This window comes from Nitrospirota bacterium, assembly GCA_023229435.1.
Lineage (GTDB): Bacteria > Nitrospirota > UBA9217 > UBA9217 > UBA9217 > JALNZF01.
In genome coordinates this window covers 41,574-58,079 of sequence record JALNZF010000020.1, presented here as the reverse complement: position 1 = coordinate 58,079, position 16,506 = coordinate 41,574, and the positions used below count along the sequence as shown (strand labels likewise).

Annotated in this window: 15 protein-coding genes; 14 read left to right on the top strand and 1 reads right to left on the bottom strand. The window is 53.9% G+C overall.

Going from position 1 to position 16,506, the window contains the following annotated elements:
- Nucleotides 1-294: 294 nt before the first annotated feature.
- From M0R70_12490 to M0R70_12470, 5 genes are all read left to right on the top strand, one after another.
- Complete coding sequence (locus M0R70_12490; protein ID MCK9420187.1) at nt 295-1,329, top strand: tail fiber domain-containing protein; 1,035 nt, start codon at nt 295-297, stop codon at nt 1,327-1,329.
- 2,027 nt (nt 1,330-3,356) lie between these two features.
- Nucleotides 3,357-5,426 (top strand): hypothetical protein, encoded by a 2,070-nt coding sequence (locus tag M0R70_12485; protein MCK9420186.1) that lies wholly within the window; start codon nt 3,357-3,359, stop codon nt 5,424-5,426.
- An 82-nt stretch (nt 5,427-5,508) separates the two neighbouring features.
- Nucleotides 5,509-5,991, top strand: a complete 483-nt coding sequence (locus tag M0R70_12480) for a hypothetical protein (GenBank protein MCK9420185.1) — start codon at nt 5,509-5,511, stop codon at nt 5,989-5,991.
- A 127-nt stretch (nt 5,992-6,118) separates the two neighbouring features.
- Nucleotides 6,119-6,367, top strand: coding sequence for a tail fiber domain-containing protein (locus tag M0R70_12475; GenBank protein MCK9420184.1), 249 nt, complete (start codon nt 6,119-6,121; stop codon nt 6,365-6,367).
- Between the two features lie 91 nt (nt 6,368-6,458).
- Nucleotides 6,459-7,730: an AmpG family muropeptide MFS transporter gene (locus tag M0R70_12470; protein MCK9420183.1), complete on the top strand. Its 1,272-nt coding sequence runs from the start codon at nt 6,459-6,461 to the stop codon at nt 7,728-7,730.
- Between the two features lie 109 nt (nt 7,731-7,839).
- Here M0R70_12470 and M0R70_12465 read toward each other — a convergent pair whose 3' ends face one another.
- Nucleotides 7,840-8,085, bottom strand: coding sequence for a hypothetical protein (locus M0R70_12465; GenBank protein ID MCK9420182.1), 246 nt, complete (start codon nt 8,083-8,085; stop codon nt 7,840-7,842).
- Between the two features lie 349 nt (nt 8,086-8,434).
- On the opposite strand from M0R70_12465, the gene M0R70_12460 reads away from it, so the two are divergent.
- The 9 genes from M0R70_12460 to arfB all read left to right on the top strand — a co-directional run bounded on the left by M0R70_12460 (nt 8,435) and on the right by arfB (nt 16,379).
- Nucleotides 8,435-9,247, top strand: a complete 813-nt coding sequence (locus tag M0R70_12460; GenBank protein MCK9420181.1) for an AEC family transporter — start codon at nt 8,435-8,437, stop codon at nt 9,245-9,247.
- Between the two features lie 21 nt (nt 9,248-9,268).
- The gene (locus M0R70_12455) at nt 9,269-9,517 is read left to right on the top strand and encodes a hypothetical protein (GenBank protein MCK9420180.1); all 249 of its coding nucleotides are present in this window, start codon (nt 9,269-9,271) and stop codon (nt 9,515-9,517) included.
- A gap of 81 nt (nt 9,518-9,598) precedes the next feature.
- Nucleotides 9,599-10,471 (top strand): amidohydrolase family protein, encoded by an 873-nt coding sequence (locus tag M0R70_12450; protein MCK9420179.1) that lies wholly within the window; start codon nt 9,599-9,601, stop codon nt 10,469-10,471.
- A 169-nt stretch (nt 10,472-10,640) separates the two neighbouring features.
- Nucleotides 10,641-11,753, top strand: a complete 1,113-nt coding sequence (locus M0R70_12445) for a sensor domain-containing diguanylate cyclase (GenBank protein MCK9420178.1) — start codon at nt 10,641-10,643, stop codon at nt 11,751-11,753.
- A 275-nt stretch (nt 11,754-12,028) separates the two neighbouring features.
- The gene (gene ahbD, locus M0R70_12440) at nt 12,029-13,141 is read left to right on the top strand and encodes a heme b synthase (protein ID MCK9420177.1); all 1,113 of its coding nucleotides are present in this window, start codon (nt 12,029-12,031) and stop codon (nt 13,139-13,141) included.
- A 69-nt stretch (nt 13,142-13,210) separates the two neighbouring features.
- The gene (locus M0R70_12435; protein ID MCK9420176.1) at nt 13,211-14,341 is read left to right on the top strand and encodes a small ribosomal subunit Rsm22 family protein; all 1,131 of its coding nucleotides are present in this window, start codon (nt 13,211-13,213) and stop codon (nt 14,339-14,341) included.
- A gap of 45 nt (nt 14,342-14,386) precedes the next feature.
- Nucleotides 14,387-14,893, top strand: a complete 507-nt coding sequence (gene greB, locus M0R70_12430; GenBank protein MCK9420175.1) for a transcription elongation factor GreB — start codon at nt 14,387-14,389, stop codon at nt 14,891-14,893.
- A 24-nt stretch (nt 14,894-14,917) separates the two neighbouring features.
- Nucleotides 14,918-15,628 carry a 16S rRNA (uracil(1498)-N(3))-methyltransferase gene (locus M0R70_12425; GenBank protein ID MCK9420174.1) on the top strand — a complete coding sequence of 237 codons (711 nt, stop codon included), beginning with the start codon at nt 14,918-14,920 and terminating at the stop codon, nt 15,626-15,628.
- Nucleotides 15,629-15,956: 328 nt separating this feature from the next.
- The gene (arfB, locus tag M0R70_12420; GenBank protein MCK9420173.1) at nt 15,957-16,379 is read left to right on the top strand and encodes an aminoacyl-tRNA hydrolase; all 423 of its coding nucleotides are present in this window, start codon (nt 15,957-15,959) and stop codon (nt 16,377-16,379) included.
- Nucleotides 16,380-16,506 lie beyond the last annotated feature (127 nt).

Here is a 16,506-nt window from a genome sequence, read left to right as displayed (position 1 = left end):
AGCACAGGAGATAGAAAAGGTTCTTCCTGAAATTGTGAACACCGCGCCTGATGGCACGAAGAGTGTCGCTTACACAGAGATCATCCCGGTGCTGATAGAGGCGATCAAGGAACAGCAGAAAAGAATTGAGCAATTAGAAAAGATATTGGAAGTAAATAATAATTTATAAATTCGCGTGATGAGGAGATAACATTATGAGATGAATTAGTATCTCGTTTTACTGCGCTGGCCACTTATATTTCGTGCTTACTACGGGTGATGAATAATTAATACAGACTTCGGAGGGTGAGAAAAATGAAGAAAATAATTATAATTGTCATTACCGGACTGTTACTTGTCGGGGGCACTCTTTATGCGGCGAACGGGGACTTGATTGTAAACGGCAAGGTCGGCATTGGAACAACGAATCCTGGAAACAAACTTGATATCTCTGGAGGCAGTGGGACTGGAGCAAAAATAAGCATAGGGCAGACAACACAAAGCGAGGGTAGTACGATCCAGAACGCCGGAACATACAATATTGGTAGATCATATTTTTCCAGCAGTTGGGATGATAATTTTTCTATTAGTACGTTTGATGATAGTCCAAATCCAAATTGGACGATTGGTATTGGTAATGGTGACGGTGGATGGTCGGGCAATAAATATATCTTCATGAATGCTGTGGGCAATATAGGCATTGGGACAAATAATCCCATAGGTAAGCTTGATGTTAACGGCCAGATCGCAATCGAGCAGAAAAATTTTGGTGGTAATGCCGGCCTTCTTATCAAGGGGAACTCACCGACAAACAACTGGCCAAACATGGGTTTTTCTCTTGTGAACTCCGCATCAGCAGATATCATTGCCGCTATAATCGGGGGCCAAATAGTGAGCAACACGCAAGGTTCTGAAGCAATGGATTTGATCTTTTACACTGCTAATAATGGCTCGCCTTTAGAACGGATGAGAATACAAAGTGGCGGTGGAGTGAATGTGCTTGGTACAGTATACTCCAACGGGACTGCGCTTACTTCGGACAGTAAATTCAAAATGAATTTGCAACGAATAAACGATCCAATAGACAAAGTTATCAATTTAAGAGGGATCTCATATGAGTGGAAGAGGGCTGAGTTCAAAGAGAAAAACCTGCCCGAAGGCAGGCATTATGGCGTCATTGCCCAGGAGATAGAAAAGGTTCTCCCAGAAGTCGTAAGCACGGGTCCTGATGGCACTAAGGCTGTTGCTTATTCAGAGATCATTCCGGTGCTGATAGAAGCGATCAAGGAGCATCAGAAGGCAATTGAGAATCAGCAGAAAAGAATTGAGCAATTGGAAAAGAATAGATAGGATAGCACTAACGTCGCCGATAAATTGATGCTTTGCTTGTAAACACATACTACTATAACAAAATAATTATTTTTTTCTGAAAAAGGGGAGGCAAATAAAAAATTAGTCGAGTTTCAGCCAGAAACTTTAGTCAATGAACAAGGGCCGAAAGAAAAAAATTAAAATAAGCATAGGGATAACAAATGAAGAGGTCACTTATATTTTGTATTATTGGGATGCTGTTTATCGGCACGAACCTATGTGCGTTTGTGCCACCGCCAAAAATCCCGTTCGCGACACTGTCCGATCTGTGGAATGGCACCGCCCACTTCGTGTTGGAACAGGATCCGGCCCCGGTGCCAAGCTACAGTCACCGCGAAGCCTTCGCTGTGCCGCGGACCGATCTAACTCCCCAACGACTCTATCTGTATCACCGGTGCTACATTGACTTTCCTGAGATATGTCTTTCGATCGCCGACAACTTAGCTGGTTCGAGTTTCCCTACCCAATACGGAGTTGTGATCACACCCTCTCTGGGGCACTTCTCGGTTGCCCCATCAGTCGCACTGGTGAATGGTATTTGGACAATGGTATACGAAGAGGGCGGCTTTGGTATCTACTGGGCGACTTCGGCTGATGGCATCACGTGGCAGAAGCAAGGACCTCTGCCGGCGGAGACGAATGGCTTAGGCGCGACCCCAAGCCTACTGGTGTCCCCGGAGGGGACCGTTTACGTTTTCTATGCGCGACAGGTGTCGGACTCCCGCCTCGTGATCGCGTACCTGAGCGGCCCAAGCATGACGGAGCTCGTCGCGCAGGGCGACGTTCTCGTCGGTGCCCAAAGTTGGGACGCTGGCTCGGTGAGCATGCCGCGCGTTGTCGCCACGGGCGGCTACTATTGGATGATCTACGAAGGCGGGACGCGGAACTTTGGCTGCGGAGGGTCGGAGCAACAGAATGTGTACGGTTGGGGCGTTGCAAGGTCCGCGGATCTCATACACTGGGACGAGTATCCGCGTAACCCGATTATGCAGAGCACTGATTTGCAGTCGTGCGGCCCTGATATGCCGCAGCCATATCTAAATCCTGCCACTGGATTTTTCTACGTCTACCACACAAGCGAGGACACGGGGACGGTTCAACGTGAGTTATTGGACTATGGTAGCGCGTGCGCAGCGTGGCAGGTTGCCCCAGATTGGCAGGAGAAGAACCACGTGTGCATGCCCTCGTGTGGTGGGATGGGAGGGAGTTTCTGCACCCAAACAAAGGATTGCCCTTTGGACATCAGGGGCATAACGAAACTCGGTCAGAGTAACGACTGCTCAGCATGCTGCTCAGCACCCACTTGTGCTACCCTCGGAGGTACCATCTGCGAGCTGAGCGGCAACGGCGTTTGTCACGGGCAAGGTCCTTCAACCATCGACTGTGACCACTGCTGTGGGGGTTCGTTACTGCCATCATGCGGTGCGGCTGGTGGAAATACTTGTGAACTGAGCGTCAAATTGTGCTCTGGGTGGTCACTCCTGGCGAACTACGACTGCCCGATCTGCTGCCGTCGGACCTCTACTGTGACCCCAATAGCTGGGGTGGGCGGTAGTATTAGTCCAGCAGATCCGCAGACGATAAATTATGGTTCAACCATATCATTTACTATAACACCGAATGCTTGCTATCATATTGTTGATGTGAAAGTTGACGGTGTTTCCAAAGGAGCTATAACCATCTACACCTTCTCCAATGTAACTGCCAACCATACTATTTCGGCAAGTTTTGATATCAATACATTTCTTGTAACCGCCTCTGCAGGCGACGGAGGAACAATAACACCACCATCTGCAACGGTGAATTGCGGCAACAGCCAGACCTTTACTGTGACACCAAATACGGGCTATCACATTACGTCAGTTACCGGATGCGGCGGAACGTGGAATGGTGGAAATACCTACACGACCGATCCCCTCTATGCAAATTGCACAGTCTCGGCAACGTTTTCAAATAAATATTCTGTCAGTGTCGTGAAAAGGTCGCATGCCGGGACAGGAACAGTTTTGAGCAATCCAACAGGCCTGTCATGCGGCGCCACGTGTTCTTATGATTTCATTCAAGACTCTACGACAACCCTGACTGCCACGCCTGATGCAGGATCACTCTTTGCCGGATGGACTGGTGACTGCAGCGGAACAGGAAGTTGTTCACTCGTGATGAATTCAGATAAAAAAGTGACGGCAACAATTACTTTTACCTCCTGTTCAACCCTCCCGGTGAGAATCAACAAGCCCGGTGGTACGTATTACTACTCATCCGTTCAGAAAGCTTACGATGACGCTGTGAGTGGCGATGTTATTCACTGTTTGGCAATGGATTTTGCTGAGGACCTCATAGCTAATCGCGACATTGCGATTACATTAGCAGGCGGCTACGACTGCGGTTTTAATTCGGTTGTAGACTATACTGGTCTGTTGGGCATCACAACGAATGCAGGGGTCTTGACTGTTTCAGACGTTGAGACCGTTTCGGCTATACCCGACGGTATCTCCACGCTCATGTCATCCGCCGGTCCCGGAGGAAGCATTTCACCTGCCGGAACCGTAAATGTTTATCGAGGCACAAGCCAAGTATATACGATAACAGCGAATACGGGATATCAGCTGGCAGATGTAATCGTAGACAATATCTCTAAAGGCATGATTACATCTTATACACTTACGGGCATAAACGCCAACCATACGATTCAGGCGATCTTTGCACAACCTTGCTGGGATGCAGCCACACGCTGCAATGACAACAATGCCTGCACCACCGATACGTGCGATGCGGCAACTGGCGCCTGCGGCCACACAGCCGTTGTCTGCAACGATAACAATAACTGCACAATCGACACATGCAATACGGCGACCGGGTGCGTCTTCACAACAAAGAACTGCGATGACGGGAATATCTGCACAACCGATTTGTGTGTTTCAATTATTCCAGGCGGCTGCGTAAACGCCCCCAACACCTTGTCCTGCGACGACAACAACGCATGCACCACAGGCGATAAGTGTTCGAACAAGGTCTGCGCGGGGACGCAAAAGAACTGCAACGACAACAACGCCTGCACGATCGATTCCTGCGATACGGTCTCGGGCAATTGTGTGCGAACGATATCGCCAACACCAAGCTGTATTTCGTGCGCAGGACAGCCGAATGGGTCCGTCTGTACCGATAACAATGCCTGTACCGCGGGCGACGCGTGTTTGGATGGAGCCTGCGTCGGCACGACCATGACCTGCAACGACAACAACGCCTGCACCGCCGACACCTGCGACCCGTTGAATGGATGCGTGATCACCATCAACAACACGCTGCCGTGCAGTGATAAAAACAGCTGCACCGACGGCGATTATTGTTTGAACGGCGCCTGCAAGTCCGGTGTTGTCAGAAACTGCGACGACGGAAATATCTGCACGGATGATAAGATGGTGCCTATTATTGCCGCTTGCTGCGTGCACGTTTCCAATACCAAGTCCTGCAACGACAACAACGCCTGCACCTCAAGCGATAAGTGTGCAAACTCCGTCTGCGCGGGCACTGCCAAGACCTGCGAAGACTATGACTCGTGCACCACCAATTCCTGTGATCCTGCCTCGGGCAGTTGTGTGTATACCCCGGTGCCGGATTGTATCTGCACAGGAAAGCCGGATGGCTCCCCCTGTACTGATGGCAATGCCTGTACCGTCGACTCATGTGTCAATCAGGTTTGCGTCAGTACGCCCAGGACCTGCAACGACAACAATGTCTGCACCACCGATACCTGCAACACGTCGACCGGGTGCGTCTTTACGAACAACACGCTGTCGTGCAGTGATAACAACACCTGCACCGTGGGCGATGTGTGTTTGAACGGCGTCTGCAAGCCCGGGGCGACCACGAACTGCGATGACGGGAATATCTGCACGACCGATACGAGTGTCCCGGTTCTTCCCGGTTGTTGCGTGCATGCGGCCAATACCTTGTCTTGTTCCGACAACAACGCCTGCACTACTGGCGATGTGTGTAATAACAAGGTTTGCACGGGAACGCCCGTCACCTGCACACCACCGTTAACCTGTGATCCGGCAACCGGCACCTGTCAGTAATACTTTTTTGGTGAGATAAATTGGCAATATGAATAAGTTAGAATACTACAAATAACAGGATTAACATAAGGAGGAGAGCAAAATGAAACGGATAATAATGGTATGTACTGTCGGGTTGTTGTTTATCGCTTCTAACCTCTATGCGGCAAGCGGGGATTTAATTGTAAACGGCAACGTGGGTATCGGGACGACGAGTCCTGTAGAGAAGCTTGATGTTGCATATGGCCACATCAAAATAACGGAAGGTTACCTAAAATTAAAAACGACTGGTGGTAGCAGAGAATGGTGGATCGCAGATGCAGTAAATGTAAATGATGGAAAGTTTGCAATTTACGATAATACGGCTACGCCCCCTACTCATCGTTTAGTGATTGATACGAACGGCAACGTCGGCATCGGTACGACTACGCCAAACGCAAAATTGCAAGTAAAGGGTAGTATTGGCATTGGAAGTCACCTGCCCCAGGCCAACAAAGTTTTGTGCTGGACGAGTACAGGTTTAATAGGTTTCTGCGCAAGTGCAATGGATGCCAGTGGAGCATGTAGCTGCTATCAAATAGAGTAAGTGAAGTCTAACGTTCTACGCTAATAGTGCCGCGCATGAGTGGAGGACGGTTGACTATTGAGAAAAAATAGTCCGGGGGTAGGCCGAGGGAAGGAACCTTCAACAGATAGAAGATCCGTTAAACAAGGTGCTAAGCTTGAATGGTCTTTCCTATGAATGGAAGACGGAAGAATATATGGACAGGGGCTTCCAAGAGGGGAGGCACTATGGTGTGATAGCACAGGAGATAGAAAAGGTTCTTCCTGAAATTGTGAACACCGCGCCTGATGGCACGAAGAGTGTCGCTTACACAGAGATCATCCCGGTGCTGATAGAGGCGATCAAGGAACAGCAGAAAGAAATTGAGCAATTAAAAAAGATCATATCGGCAAAATAATAAGTCATTGTTTGGCTTGAGCCCTCTCCCGTGCTGGCGAGGGCCTCTTTTTCTCTGGAAGTTTCCCCGTCAATCTGCTACTCTTTTCCCCATGACAAAACAATCCAGTACCCGCAACCCCTGGTCCTTCCTGCCCACACTCTACTTTGCCGAAGGCCTGCCCTACGTGCTGATCAATACGGTGTCGGTCATCCTGTACAAGCGCATGGGCATTGACAACGCCCACATTGCCTTCTGGACAAGCTGGCTCTATCTGCCCTGGGTCCTCAAAATGTTTTGGGGACCGGCGGTTGACGTGTATTCGACCAAGCGGAAGTGGATCCTCAGTACCCAGGCGGCAATGAGCCTCTGCATGTTCGTCATCGCCTTTTCGCTCAGGTCCGGGTCGTTCTTTTTCCTGTCCCTGGCGGCGTTCTGCGCGGGGGCGTTCATTTCCGCGACCTATGACATTGCCACGGACGGATTCTATATGCTCGCGCTCACGGAAAAAGAGCAGGCACTGTTCGTGGGACTGCGCGCGGGATTTTACCGGCTGGCAATGATCTTCGGCTCCGGATTCCTCGTGTACGTCGCGGGTATGCTCGAAACATCGAGCAATAATGATATCGCGTGGAGCTGGTCAACGGTCATGGCCGCATCCGGGTTGATCTTCGCGGGGGCGGCGATATATCACAAATTCATGCTCCCGTTTCCCGCGTCCGACAGCGGCGATCCGGGAAAAGGAAAGAAAGAGGACGCGTCATTTGTTGAGGTCTTCAGCGCTTACTTCCGGCAGGAAAATATCGGGGTGACGCTGGCGTTCATCCTGTTCTATCGCCTGGGTGAGGCCATGCTCCTGAAACTGGTCTCCCCCTTTCTTCTCGACGCGGCAGGTGTTGGCGGGCTGGGGCTCACTACCAAAGAGGTCGGCCTCGTTTACGGGACCGTGGGTGTTCTGTGCCTGGTTTCCGGAGGGATCCTTGGAGGATGGCTCATCGCGCGGTATGGGTTCAGGCGCTGCGTCTGGCCCATGGTGATCGCCATGCATCTGCCAGACCTCTTTTTTGTGTACATGGCCTATCATCAACCGTCGATCGGGATGGTCTACCCCCTGGTGGCGCTCGAGCAGTTCGGCTACGGCCTGGGTTTCACGATATTCACCGTCTATCTCATGTACTCGGCGCAGGGTAGATTCAAGACATCGCACTACGCCATCTCGACCGGCATCATGGCCCTCGGCATGATGCTGCCGGGATTCGTGAGCGGCTGGCTGCAGCAGGCGGTAGGGTACAAGATGTTCTTCGTTATCGTGTGTGTAATGACGATCCCCGGCATGCTGACGATATTCTTCCTTCCGAAGGAGAGGATGGAGAGGTCGGAGTAACAGTATCCAACGCTGACGCTCTGACGGGACGATGAGGAGGCGCGGGAAGAACAAGAGACGCGGCGACGGGGAGACCTGGAGAGAGGGAAACTCCGCGTCGCCGCTTTGTCTAGTCTTTCCACGACCCGCCCAGGGTAAAACCTATTATGACACCGATAAGCGGGCCGATGGTATCTCTGCTGATGATGTTCAGCACACCGAGTGCGAGCATCAGGGGCAGGACGAAGACAATCGAAATGAACTGAATGGTCTTGGACCCGATCACCGCGTTCTGTTTAATGATGAGATAGTAAATGCCTCCCAGTCCTCCTGCCATGATGAGCGATGCAATTACCGCGATCCATATCTGATACATTTTTTAACCTCCGTGCAATGAATTATATGCTCCGGGACCATGGGCCCCCTTCACAATTCTGGTATTATAGGCCAAGAGAAGAGTGTTTGTCAAAGACATCCGGACGGTTCAGGAAGGCCAAAGCAGAAACATTTGCTGGTATCTTTATTTAAAAGCAGGTAAAATATTCCTGTCGTTTCCGGCGATCTCCGCGGACACGGTAAAGACTTGCTATAATGAACACTAAGGAGCCGGTATCGACAAGGTCCTGTACTCATTCGGGCTGATCATCGCGGCGGGTTACGCATGGAGGTACTTCAACCCGAGCGGCCTTGACCGCAACCGGGTGCGTCACGCGCTGAGCGTTGCGGTGTTCAATTTTTTTATTCCCCCGCTGGCTTTCGGCTTGATGGTGAGCGCCCCTGTTGACCGGAGCCTCATTTCCATCCCGCTGACCGGGGCTGTCGTTGTCTTTGCATCCCTCGCGGCCGGTTTTGCGGCCTATCGGCTGGTGCCGTGGTTCAGGGACCTGCCGCGTCCCGCTGTCGGGGCCATGATCATATCCAGCGCTTTCGGCAACGTGATGTATCTGGGCCTCCCGGTCATCACCGAGATGCTCGGCGCCCGGTATGGATACGTGGCGGTCCTGTACGACCTGCTCGCGTCGACCCCGATCCTGCTGACGATCGGGGTGTTCATCGCCGCCCGGTATGGGAGCGGAAAGGCCGTGTCAGTCGGTGCATCGCTCAAGCGCGTGTTCCTGCTTCCGCCGCTCTGGGGAGTGGCTGCCGGCATTGTTGTTCGTCTCGCCGGGGTCACGGTACCATTGCCTGTGCTGGATGCCGTTGGGCTCATGGGCAAGGCGGTGGTCCCGATCATGATCTTCACCGTGGGTCTGGCGCTCGATTTTCGCGATGTCAAACGGCTCTCGATCGCGGCGCCGGCGCTCGCGATAAAGCTCATGCTTGCACCGGCCCTGGCCTGGTGGATCGGTTCGCGGCTCGGGATGAATGCCGAGGTACTCAAGGCAACCACCATTGAAGGCGCGATGCCGGTGATGGTGCTTTCGCTCGTGATCGCCGACGAGTTCGACCTGGATGTGCCGCTTGCGGCGGCGTGTATTGCCGTTTCCACGGTTGCATTGTTCTTCACGATGCCGGTGATGATGAAAATACTTTATTAAATTTCAGCGAGAGAGGTCACTATGCAGGCCAAACACGATCATGCTCACCAACACGATGAGCATTACAGTGCCGACCACGGGCACGGCGACCACGAGGAACACGAGCACGGCCTGGTCGACGTGACGATCCAGCTCGAGGATGAACATATTCCGGCGCTGGATGAGACGGCCGCAGAGCTTACGAAAGAGCTGAAACAGCCCTGGGACCGCGGGGCCGTGGTGCGGCTGGCGCTGAGCGAGTTTTTTTCGCGGCGGGGGAAGATCACGTAGAATCAATGCAAAATTATAAAAACAAGTTTTTAGCATTTTGCCTTTTCCATTTTTCATTTTGCATTCTCACTTGAGGTCCTTATGGCCTACGCAGTCGTGAACAAACAATACCTGATCGACATCCATGTGCACGGAGCGGGTGAATACGACACGCGCACGCGGCGGCAGGACGATATTATTCATATGGCCGGCATGCACGGTGACCGGGGAACGTCGGCGATCGTTCCCACCATCTATCCCGGTTCCCTCGAGATCATGCGCGAGAACATGGCCGCGGTGCAGCGCGCCAAGGACACGCAGCGCGAGGGCGCCAGGATCCTCGGCGTACACGTCGAAGGACCTTTCCTTAATGCCGAGCGCGCGGGTGCCCTTGACGGGAAGAGCTTTGTTGATCCCTCGGTGGAAATATTCTCACGGCTCATTGAGGATTTTGAGAACCTCATCAAGATCATTACGATCGCCCCGGAACTGCCGGGCGCCCTCCGGGTGATCGAGCTTTGCCGCGAAAAGGGTTTTCTCGTGCATATGGGCCACAGCGATGCGTCGTTCGAACAGGCCGAGGAGGGCAAGCGAGCCGGCGCCACCGGCATCACCCATGTGTTCAATGCCATGCGCGGCTTTCACCACCGGGAGCCCGGCCTTGCCGGGTTCGGACTCATGGACGAGGACATCTACGTGGAGGTCATCGCGGACATGGCGCACCTGCACCCGCAGAGCCTTAAAATGCTTTTCGATATGAAATCGCCAGACAAAATAATCCTTATCTCGGATTCGATCAAAGGGCCGAATTGGGGAAGCGGCCCTATCCGGGGCGTGGGCGGCGTTCTCATGGGAAGCGGCATTGCGCTGGCGGATGCGGTGAAGAACCTGGTCGCGCTCGGCGTGCCTCAGGAGCGGGCGCTTCAGTTTGCGGCGGACAACCCGAGAAAGTATCTGGGAATAACATCAATATGATGCAAGCACTCCCATCGAATATCGACAGCTTGCACGCGCAATGCCATCTTAGCGCTCAATTCAAATCATGATATGTTTTGACCATTGGCCCGCAGGATCTTAGATTTGCCGAAGTGTTGCCGTTTCGTATGTAGTGTAGTATGTTCAGCGCGGTGCATTTGAACGGATTATGAACCATTCTATACAGAACATAGAGCCCGAACGCCTTTCCATCCTGCTTAAAGTCGGGCTGCGGTTGGCCGCTGAGCGCAATCTTGACCGCTTGCTCGAGATGATCATCAACGAGACGACGGCGGTCATGGGCGCGGAGCGCAGTTCGCTTTTTTTGATCGACGCGGAAACGAACGAGATGTGGGCCAAGATCGCCCAGGGCGTTCATGTCATGGAGATCCGCTTTCCGGTCGGCGTGGGAGTCGCCGGGATGGTATGGAAGGAGGGCAAGATCATCAATATCCCCGATGCCTACCAGGATGCGCGTTTCAATCCCGAGTTCGACAAGAAGACAGGCTTTCGCACCCGGAGCATCCTATGCGCCCCGTTAAAGAACATCAGAGGAGAGACGATCGGTGCGATACAGGTGCTGAATAAAAAGGCGGGGATGTTCCAGCAGGATGATGAAACGCTGCTTACGGCGCTGTCCGCCCAGGCAGCGGTGGCGATCGACAACGCGGACCTGTATCAAAAACTGAACGAGTTGAACCGTTCCCTTGAACTCAAGGTGCATGAGCGGACCGAGGCGCTTCAGAACGCAAACGAACAGCTCACGGTGCTGAACAAGGAACTGGAGCAGATATCGATCACCGACGCGCTCACGAAGGTATACAATCGACGCTACTTCATGGAGCGGTTGAGGCAGGAGGTGAAGCGCGTATGCCGCTATGGCCCGCCGGTCTCACTCCTCATGATCGATATCGACTATTTCAAGAAGGTAAACGACACCTACGGCCACCAGGCGGGCGACACGGTCCTTGCCGGCGTGGCCGGGCTTATCAACGGCAAACTCAGGGAGACTGACCTGATAGCGCGGTACGGAGGGGAGGAGTTCTGCCTGCTCGCCACGGGCACGGAGCAGCCTGGAGCGCAGATCCTTGCCGATCGCGTGCGCAAGCTCATCGAGGATGCGGAATTCGAACACGGCGCCGTTCATATCAAGGTGACCATCAGCATCGGTATCGGCACGTGGGATGCGTCGCTCAAAGAGGACTTCGAGGAGCTCATTCACCGTGCCGATACGGCGCTTTACCGGGCGAAGGCAGAGGGAAGGAACCGGGTCTGTGCCTGAAACGGCACCTGCATCCGGGGAAGGCCGCCGCGCTTTTGGCGTAGTGGACATCGTATCCTGTGCGTCATGGCTAAGACTTGGAGATATTGTTTCTCCAACGCAATTGACTATTTTCTCCTGGTTGGTTAATATACGAACTACGTGATTGTAAAGTGAAGATTGGAATCCCCGATCAGGTCGAGGACAAGATTGGAAATTTTAAAGTGAAGGTGTTTTTGACTTTATTTTGATATTTGCAATCTACAACTTCCAATTTTCAATTAAGGAGTTTTTCCATGTCTCATCCCCAAACAGAGAAAGCGCCCCATGGCCACGGTCATCCCGGCGGAGAAAAAAAGTATCTTCCCCGGCTGATCGCCTGGGAGGTGACCCGCAGCTGCGTGCTGAACTGTGTCCACTGCCGCGCTGCGGCGCGGTACGGCCCGTACCCGGGCGAGCTGAACACGGAGGAGTGTTTCCGGTTCCTGGACGACGTCAAGTCCTTCAGCGACCCGATCATCATCCTGACCGGCGGCGAGCCGATGATGCGGGCCGACATCTATGACATCGCGAAACACGGAACGAAGCTCGGTCTGCGCATGGTCATGGCGCCTTGCGGCTTGCTTGTGACCGAGGAACTGGCGCAGAAGATGAAGGATTCGGGCATCATGCGCGTGTCGCTCTCGATCGACGGCCTAGACGCAAAGAGCCATAATGCCTTCCGGCGCGTTGAAGGCGCCTTCGAAGGCGTGATGAAGGCCATTGAGAACTTCAAAAAGGTCGGCATGGAGTTCCAGGTGAATACGACGATCACGAAGCATAATGTGAAGGACCTGCCGAAGCTCCTTGAGATGGTGATCGGATTGGGCGCGGTTGCCTATCACCCGTTCCTGCTCGTCCCGACGGGCCGCGGCAAGGATCTCATTGACCAGGAGATCCCTCCCGCGGAATACGAGAGCACGCTTAAATGGTTCTATGAGATGCGGGACAAGGTGCCGATCCAGTTCAAGCCGACCTGCGCACCTCACTATTACCGCATCTTCCGGCAGGGTGAGAAGGAAAAGGGCAAGATCGTGACGCCCGAGTCCCATGGTTTCGATGCCATGACCAAGGGCTGCATGGGCGGCCAGAGCTTTGCCTTCGTGTCGCACATGGGCAAGGTCCAGATCTGCGGGTTTCTCGAAGAGGAGGCCGGAGACATCAGAAAAGAGCCGTTCTCAAAAATATGGAACAACTCGCAGCTCTTTCAAGAGATGCGCGATCTCGACCACTACCACGGCAAGTGCGGCATCTGCGAGTACCGCAAGGTCTGCGGCGGCTGCCGGGCCCGCGCTTTTGCCATCTCCGGCGACTACCTCGCATCCGAGCCGTTCTGCACCTATGAGCCGGTGAAGATGAAGGCAAAGTAAGATCCAAGGCATCAACAGCGGGGATGAGGATCAATCATCCCCTTTTTGTTTTGCTCTTTCATCTTTCACATGAAAATCCCTTTTACCCCGAACATATCGCCGGAACTATCGCACGATGAGCTGCGCTCCCTTGCAGCGGATGTGGCAAGGCTTTCAACGCTGTTGACCAGTGAGCGTGAAGACCTTCCCGCGGCCTATCTCAAGGACGAGAGACTCCGGAACGCATACCGGGCCTATTTTCTTCCGTCAAACCTCTCCAAGATCCACAAGCCGCTTCAGGAATTGTCCCTGCATCCCCGGGGCCTGTTTTCAAAACCAAAGCTCCGGCTCCTTGATATCGGCGCCGGTCCCGGTACCGCCTCACTTGGCGCGCTCACGTTTTTTTCGCGGCAGGAATGGAAGTATCCGCATCTGGAGTTCACGGCCGTTGATCAGGTGGCGGGCAATCTGAAGATAGCCGAGGAACTTTTTTCATCCTTCGGAACAACGCCTGAACGCGAGGCATCATTGAAAACAGTCAGAACGGACATCGAGGGACTGGGAAATATTTTGCACGGACATTTTGACGTGATCATTTTGTCGAATGTCATGAACGAGCTGTTTGCCCGTGATGAAGGAAGGACCGGGAAGCGGATAGGTATCTTGAATGCCATCCTGAAAAGATTTCTTGCTGACGACGGCAGCTGTATCATCATCGAGCCGGCCCTGCGGGAGACCTCCCGCGAGATGCTCGAGGTCAGGGACGGCCTGCTGGAGCAGGGCCTTCACGTTTATTCCCCCTGTCTCTTCAACCAAAAGTGTCCCGCGCTGGTGAACCCCAAGGACTGGTGCCATGAGGACATCCCCTGGGACCCGCCCGCGCTCGTGAAAGAGATCGATAAACTCACGGGGCTCCGCAAGGACTCCCTCAAGTTCTCCTATCTGGTCCTTAGAAAGGACGGTCTCTCGCTGAAGGATGGTCCTCGTGAAAATTCGTTCCGCGTGGTGAGCGAGCCGCTGGCCTCGAAGGGGAAGCTTGAGTACTATCTATGCGGCGCCGGGGAACGAAAGCTCGTCATGCGGCAGGATAAGGACGAAACTCCGGGGAACGAACCCTTTGGGTCCCTGCAGCGGGGAAATCTCGTCGATTTTGAAGGGTGGATCGATGAAGGGACACGGTTCAAGGTTGTCAAAGCGACAGCAGTGACGTATGCAGGGTAGTTGGTTCTTGCTTCTCGTCTACTTTTAACGTATCATTCCGTTCCTATGAGCAGATACCGACCTCCACAGATACCGGGCTCCAAATATATTACGCCTGAAGGCAGGAAGCGCCTGAGCGACGAGTTCGAGTTCCTTTGGCGGGAAAAGCGTCCGGAAGTGACCGCGGCGCTTGCCGCGGCCGCGGCCGAGGGCGACCGGTCCGAGAACGCGGAGTATATCTATCGCAAGAAGCAGCTGCGCGAGATCGATGCCCGCATCCACCATCTCAAGGACCGGCTGGAGCATATTGTCGTGGTGGACAGCGCGCCGACCGATCCGTTACGGGTATTCTTCGGCGCCTGGGTGCGGCTCGAGGACGACGAGGGAAATATCGCCGAGTACCGCATCGTGGGTCCCGACGAGTTCGACCCCGCAAAGAACCTGATCAGCATGGATGCGCCCATGGCAAAGGCGCTGATGAAGAAGACCGAGGGCGATGAAGTGATGGTCAAGCGGCCCAAGGGCGATATGGTATTCACGATAATGAGGGTGCAGTATGAGCCGTTCACCTGATTTATAATTCTACGCGGTCCTCCCATGAACCTTATCCTTCTTTTTCCAGACGATTTCACGGACAATACCAATATCGTCCGGCTTCAGGACCGACGACTGAAGCATGTCCTCGAAGTGCACCGCGCTTCAGTCGGCGATGAGCTCTGTGTCGGCGTTCTCAACGGGCAGATCGGCTTCGGTAAAGTCACCCTCCTGACCCAATCGGTCCTGGAGATGGAAGTCTGGCTCGAACGCGCGCCGCCTGCCGCGCTTCCGTTGACGCTCATCCTCGCGCTGCCGCGGCCCAAGGTTCTCCGGCGGGTGCTGCGGTCCGTCAGTTCTCTCGGGGTGAAGCGGATCATTCTGCTTAACTGCTTCAGGGTGGAGAAGAGCTTCTGGCAGAGTCCCTTCCTGAACGAATCAAGTGTGAAAGAACAGCTGGTCCTCGGTCTCGAACAGGCGCGCGACACGGTCCTTCCCGAGGTCCTGCTGCGGCCGCTGTTCAAGCCCTTTGTGGAGGATGAGCTGCCGGAAAAGATCAAAGGGACGCTCCCTCTTGTCGCGCATCCGCATGCCACTGCACCCTGTCCGCGTGATGTCAAACGCGCCGTGACCCTCGCCATCGGACCGGAAGGCGGTTTTATCCCCTATGAAATAGAAAAGCTCGTTGCTTGCGGGTTCACGCCCGTTCAGATGGGAGAACGCATCCTGAGCGTCGAGACCGCGGTGCCGGCTCTGATAGCGCGATTGTTGTGATCTGGGTAGGGGAGGCTCTTGTGCAGCGGAAAAATAACAACCGTTGATGAACGAGAGAGAACTTATTGTTATAGGCACTTGTCGGCTAATACCGCAAATTGAGTAATTATCATCGTCTCGTCCCCTCACCCAACCCTCTCCCCGCAGGGGAGAGGACGAAGATCACTCCCACCGGAAGATAACGATCCTATCGAGAGAAAGACAGCAGTCATGTGCGCGAGGATAGCGAGGTGAGGTGCGATGTCCATGAGACCGGCGTCGCGCTGTCAAGCGAGACGGCATACGATTCCGGCTTGAGTCGGCAGGGCGAATAGTGTAAAGTACGATCATGATCATCGTAACCCGCACCATATCGCTTGACGAGAAAGAGATCCAGCTCCACTTTGTCCGTGCCTCAGGCCCGGGCGGCCAAAACGTGAACAAGGTGTCCACGGCCGTCCAGCTCCGGTTCGATGTGGGGAACTCACCGTCCCTTCCCGGCGATGTGCGCACGCGGCTTATCCGCCTGGCAGGCAGGCGCGTTACCCAGGACGGCATCCTGCTCATCGAAGCACGCCAGCACCGAACGCAGGAGCGGAACCGCGAGGACGCGATCGCGCGGCTGGTGGAGCTCATTCGAAAGGCGACTGAGAAGCCGAAGCCAAGGAAGAAGACAAGACCGACACTGGCGGCGAAAGAGCGGCGGATCGAGAGCAAAAAGCAGCGGGGTAAGACCAAGCAGATGAGGAAAGCGGCTTGTCCTTCGGAGTAGCGAAGAGAACGACTGAAAATAGAATCGCCCCTCACCCTGGCCCTCTCCCCGGAGGGGCGAGGGATTTTTTGTTATTTTTAAGCCTGCCCTGAGAAAAGCCGAAGGGGTGAAGGCGAACTGCTAAGAG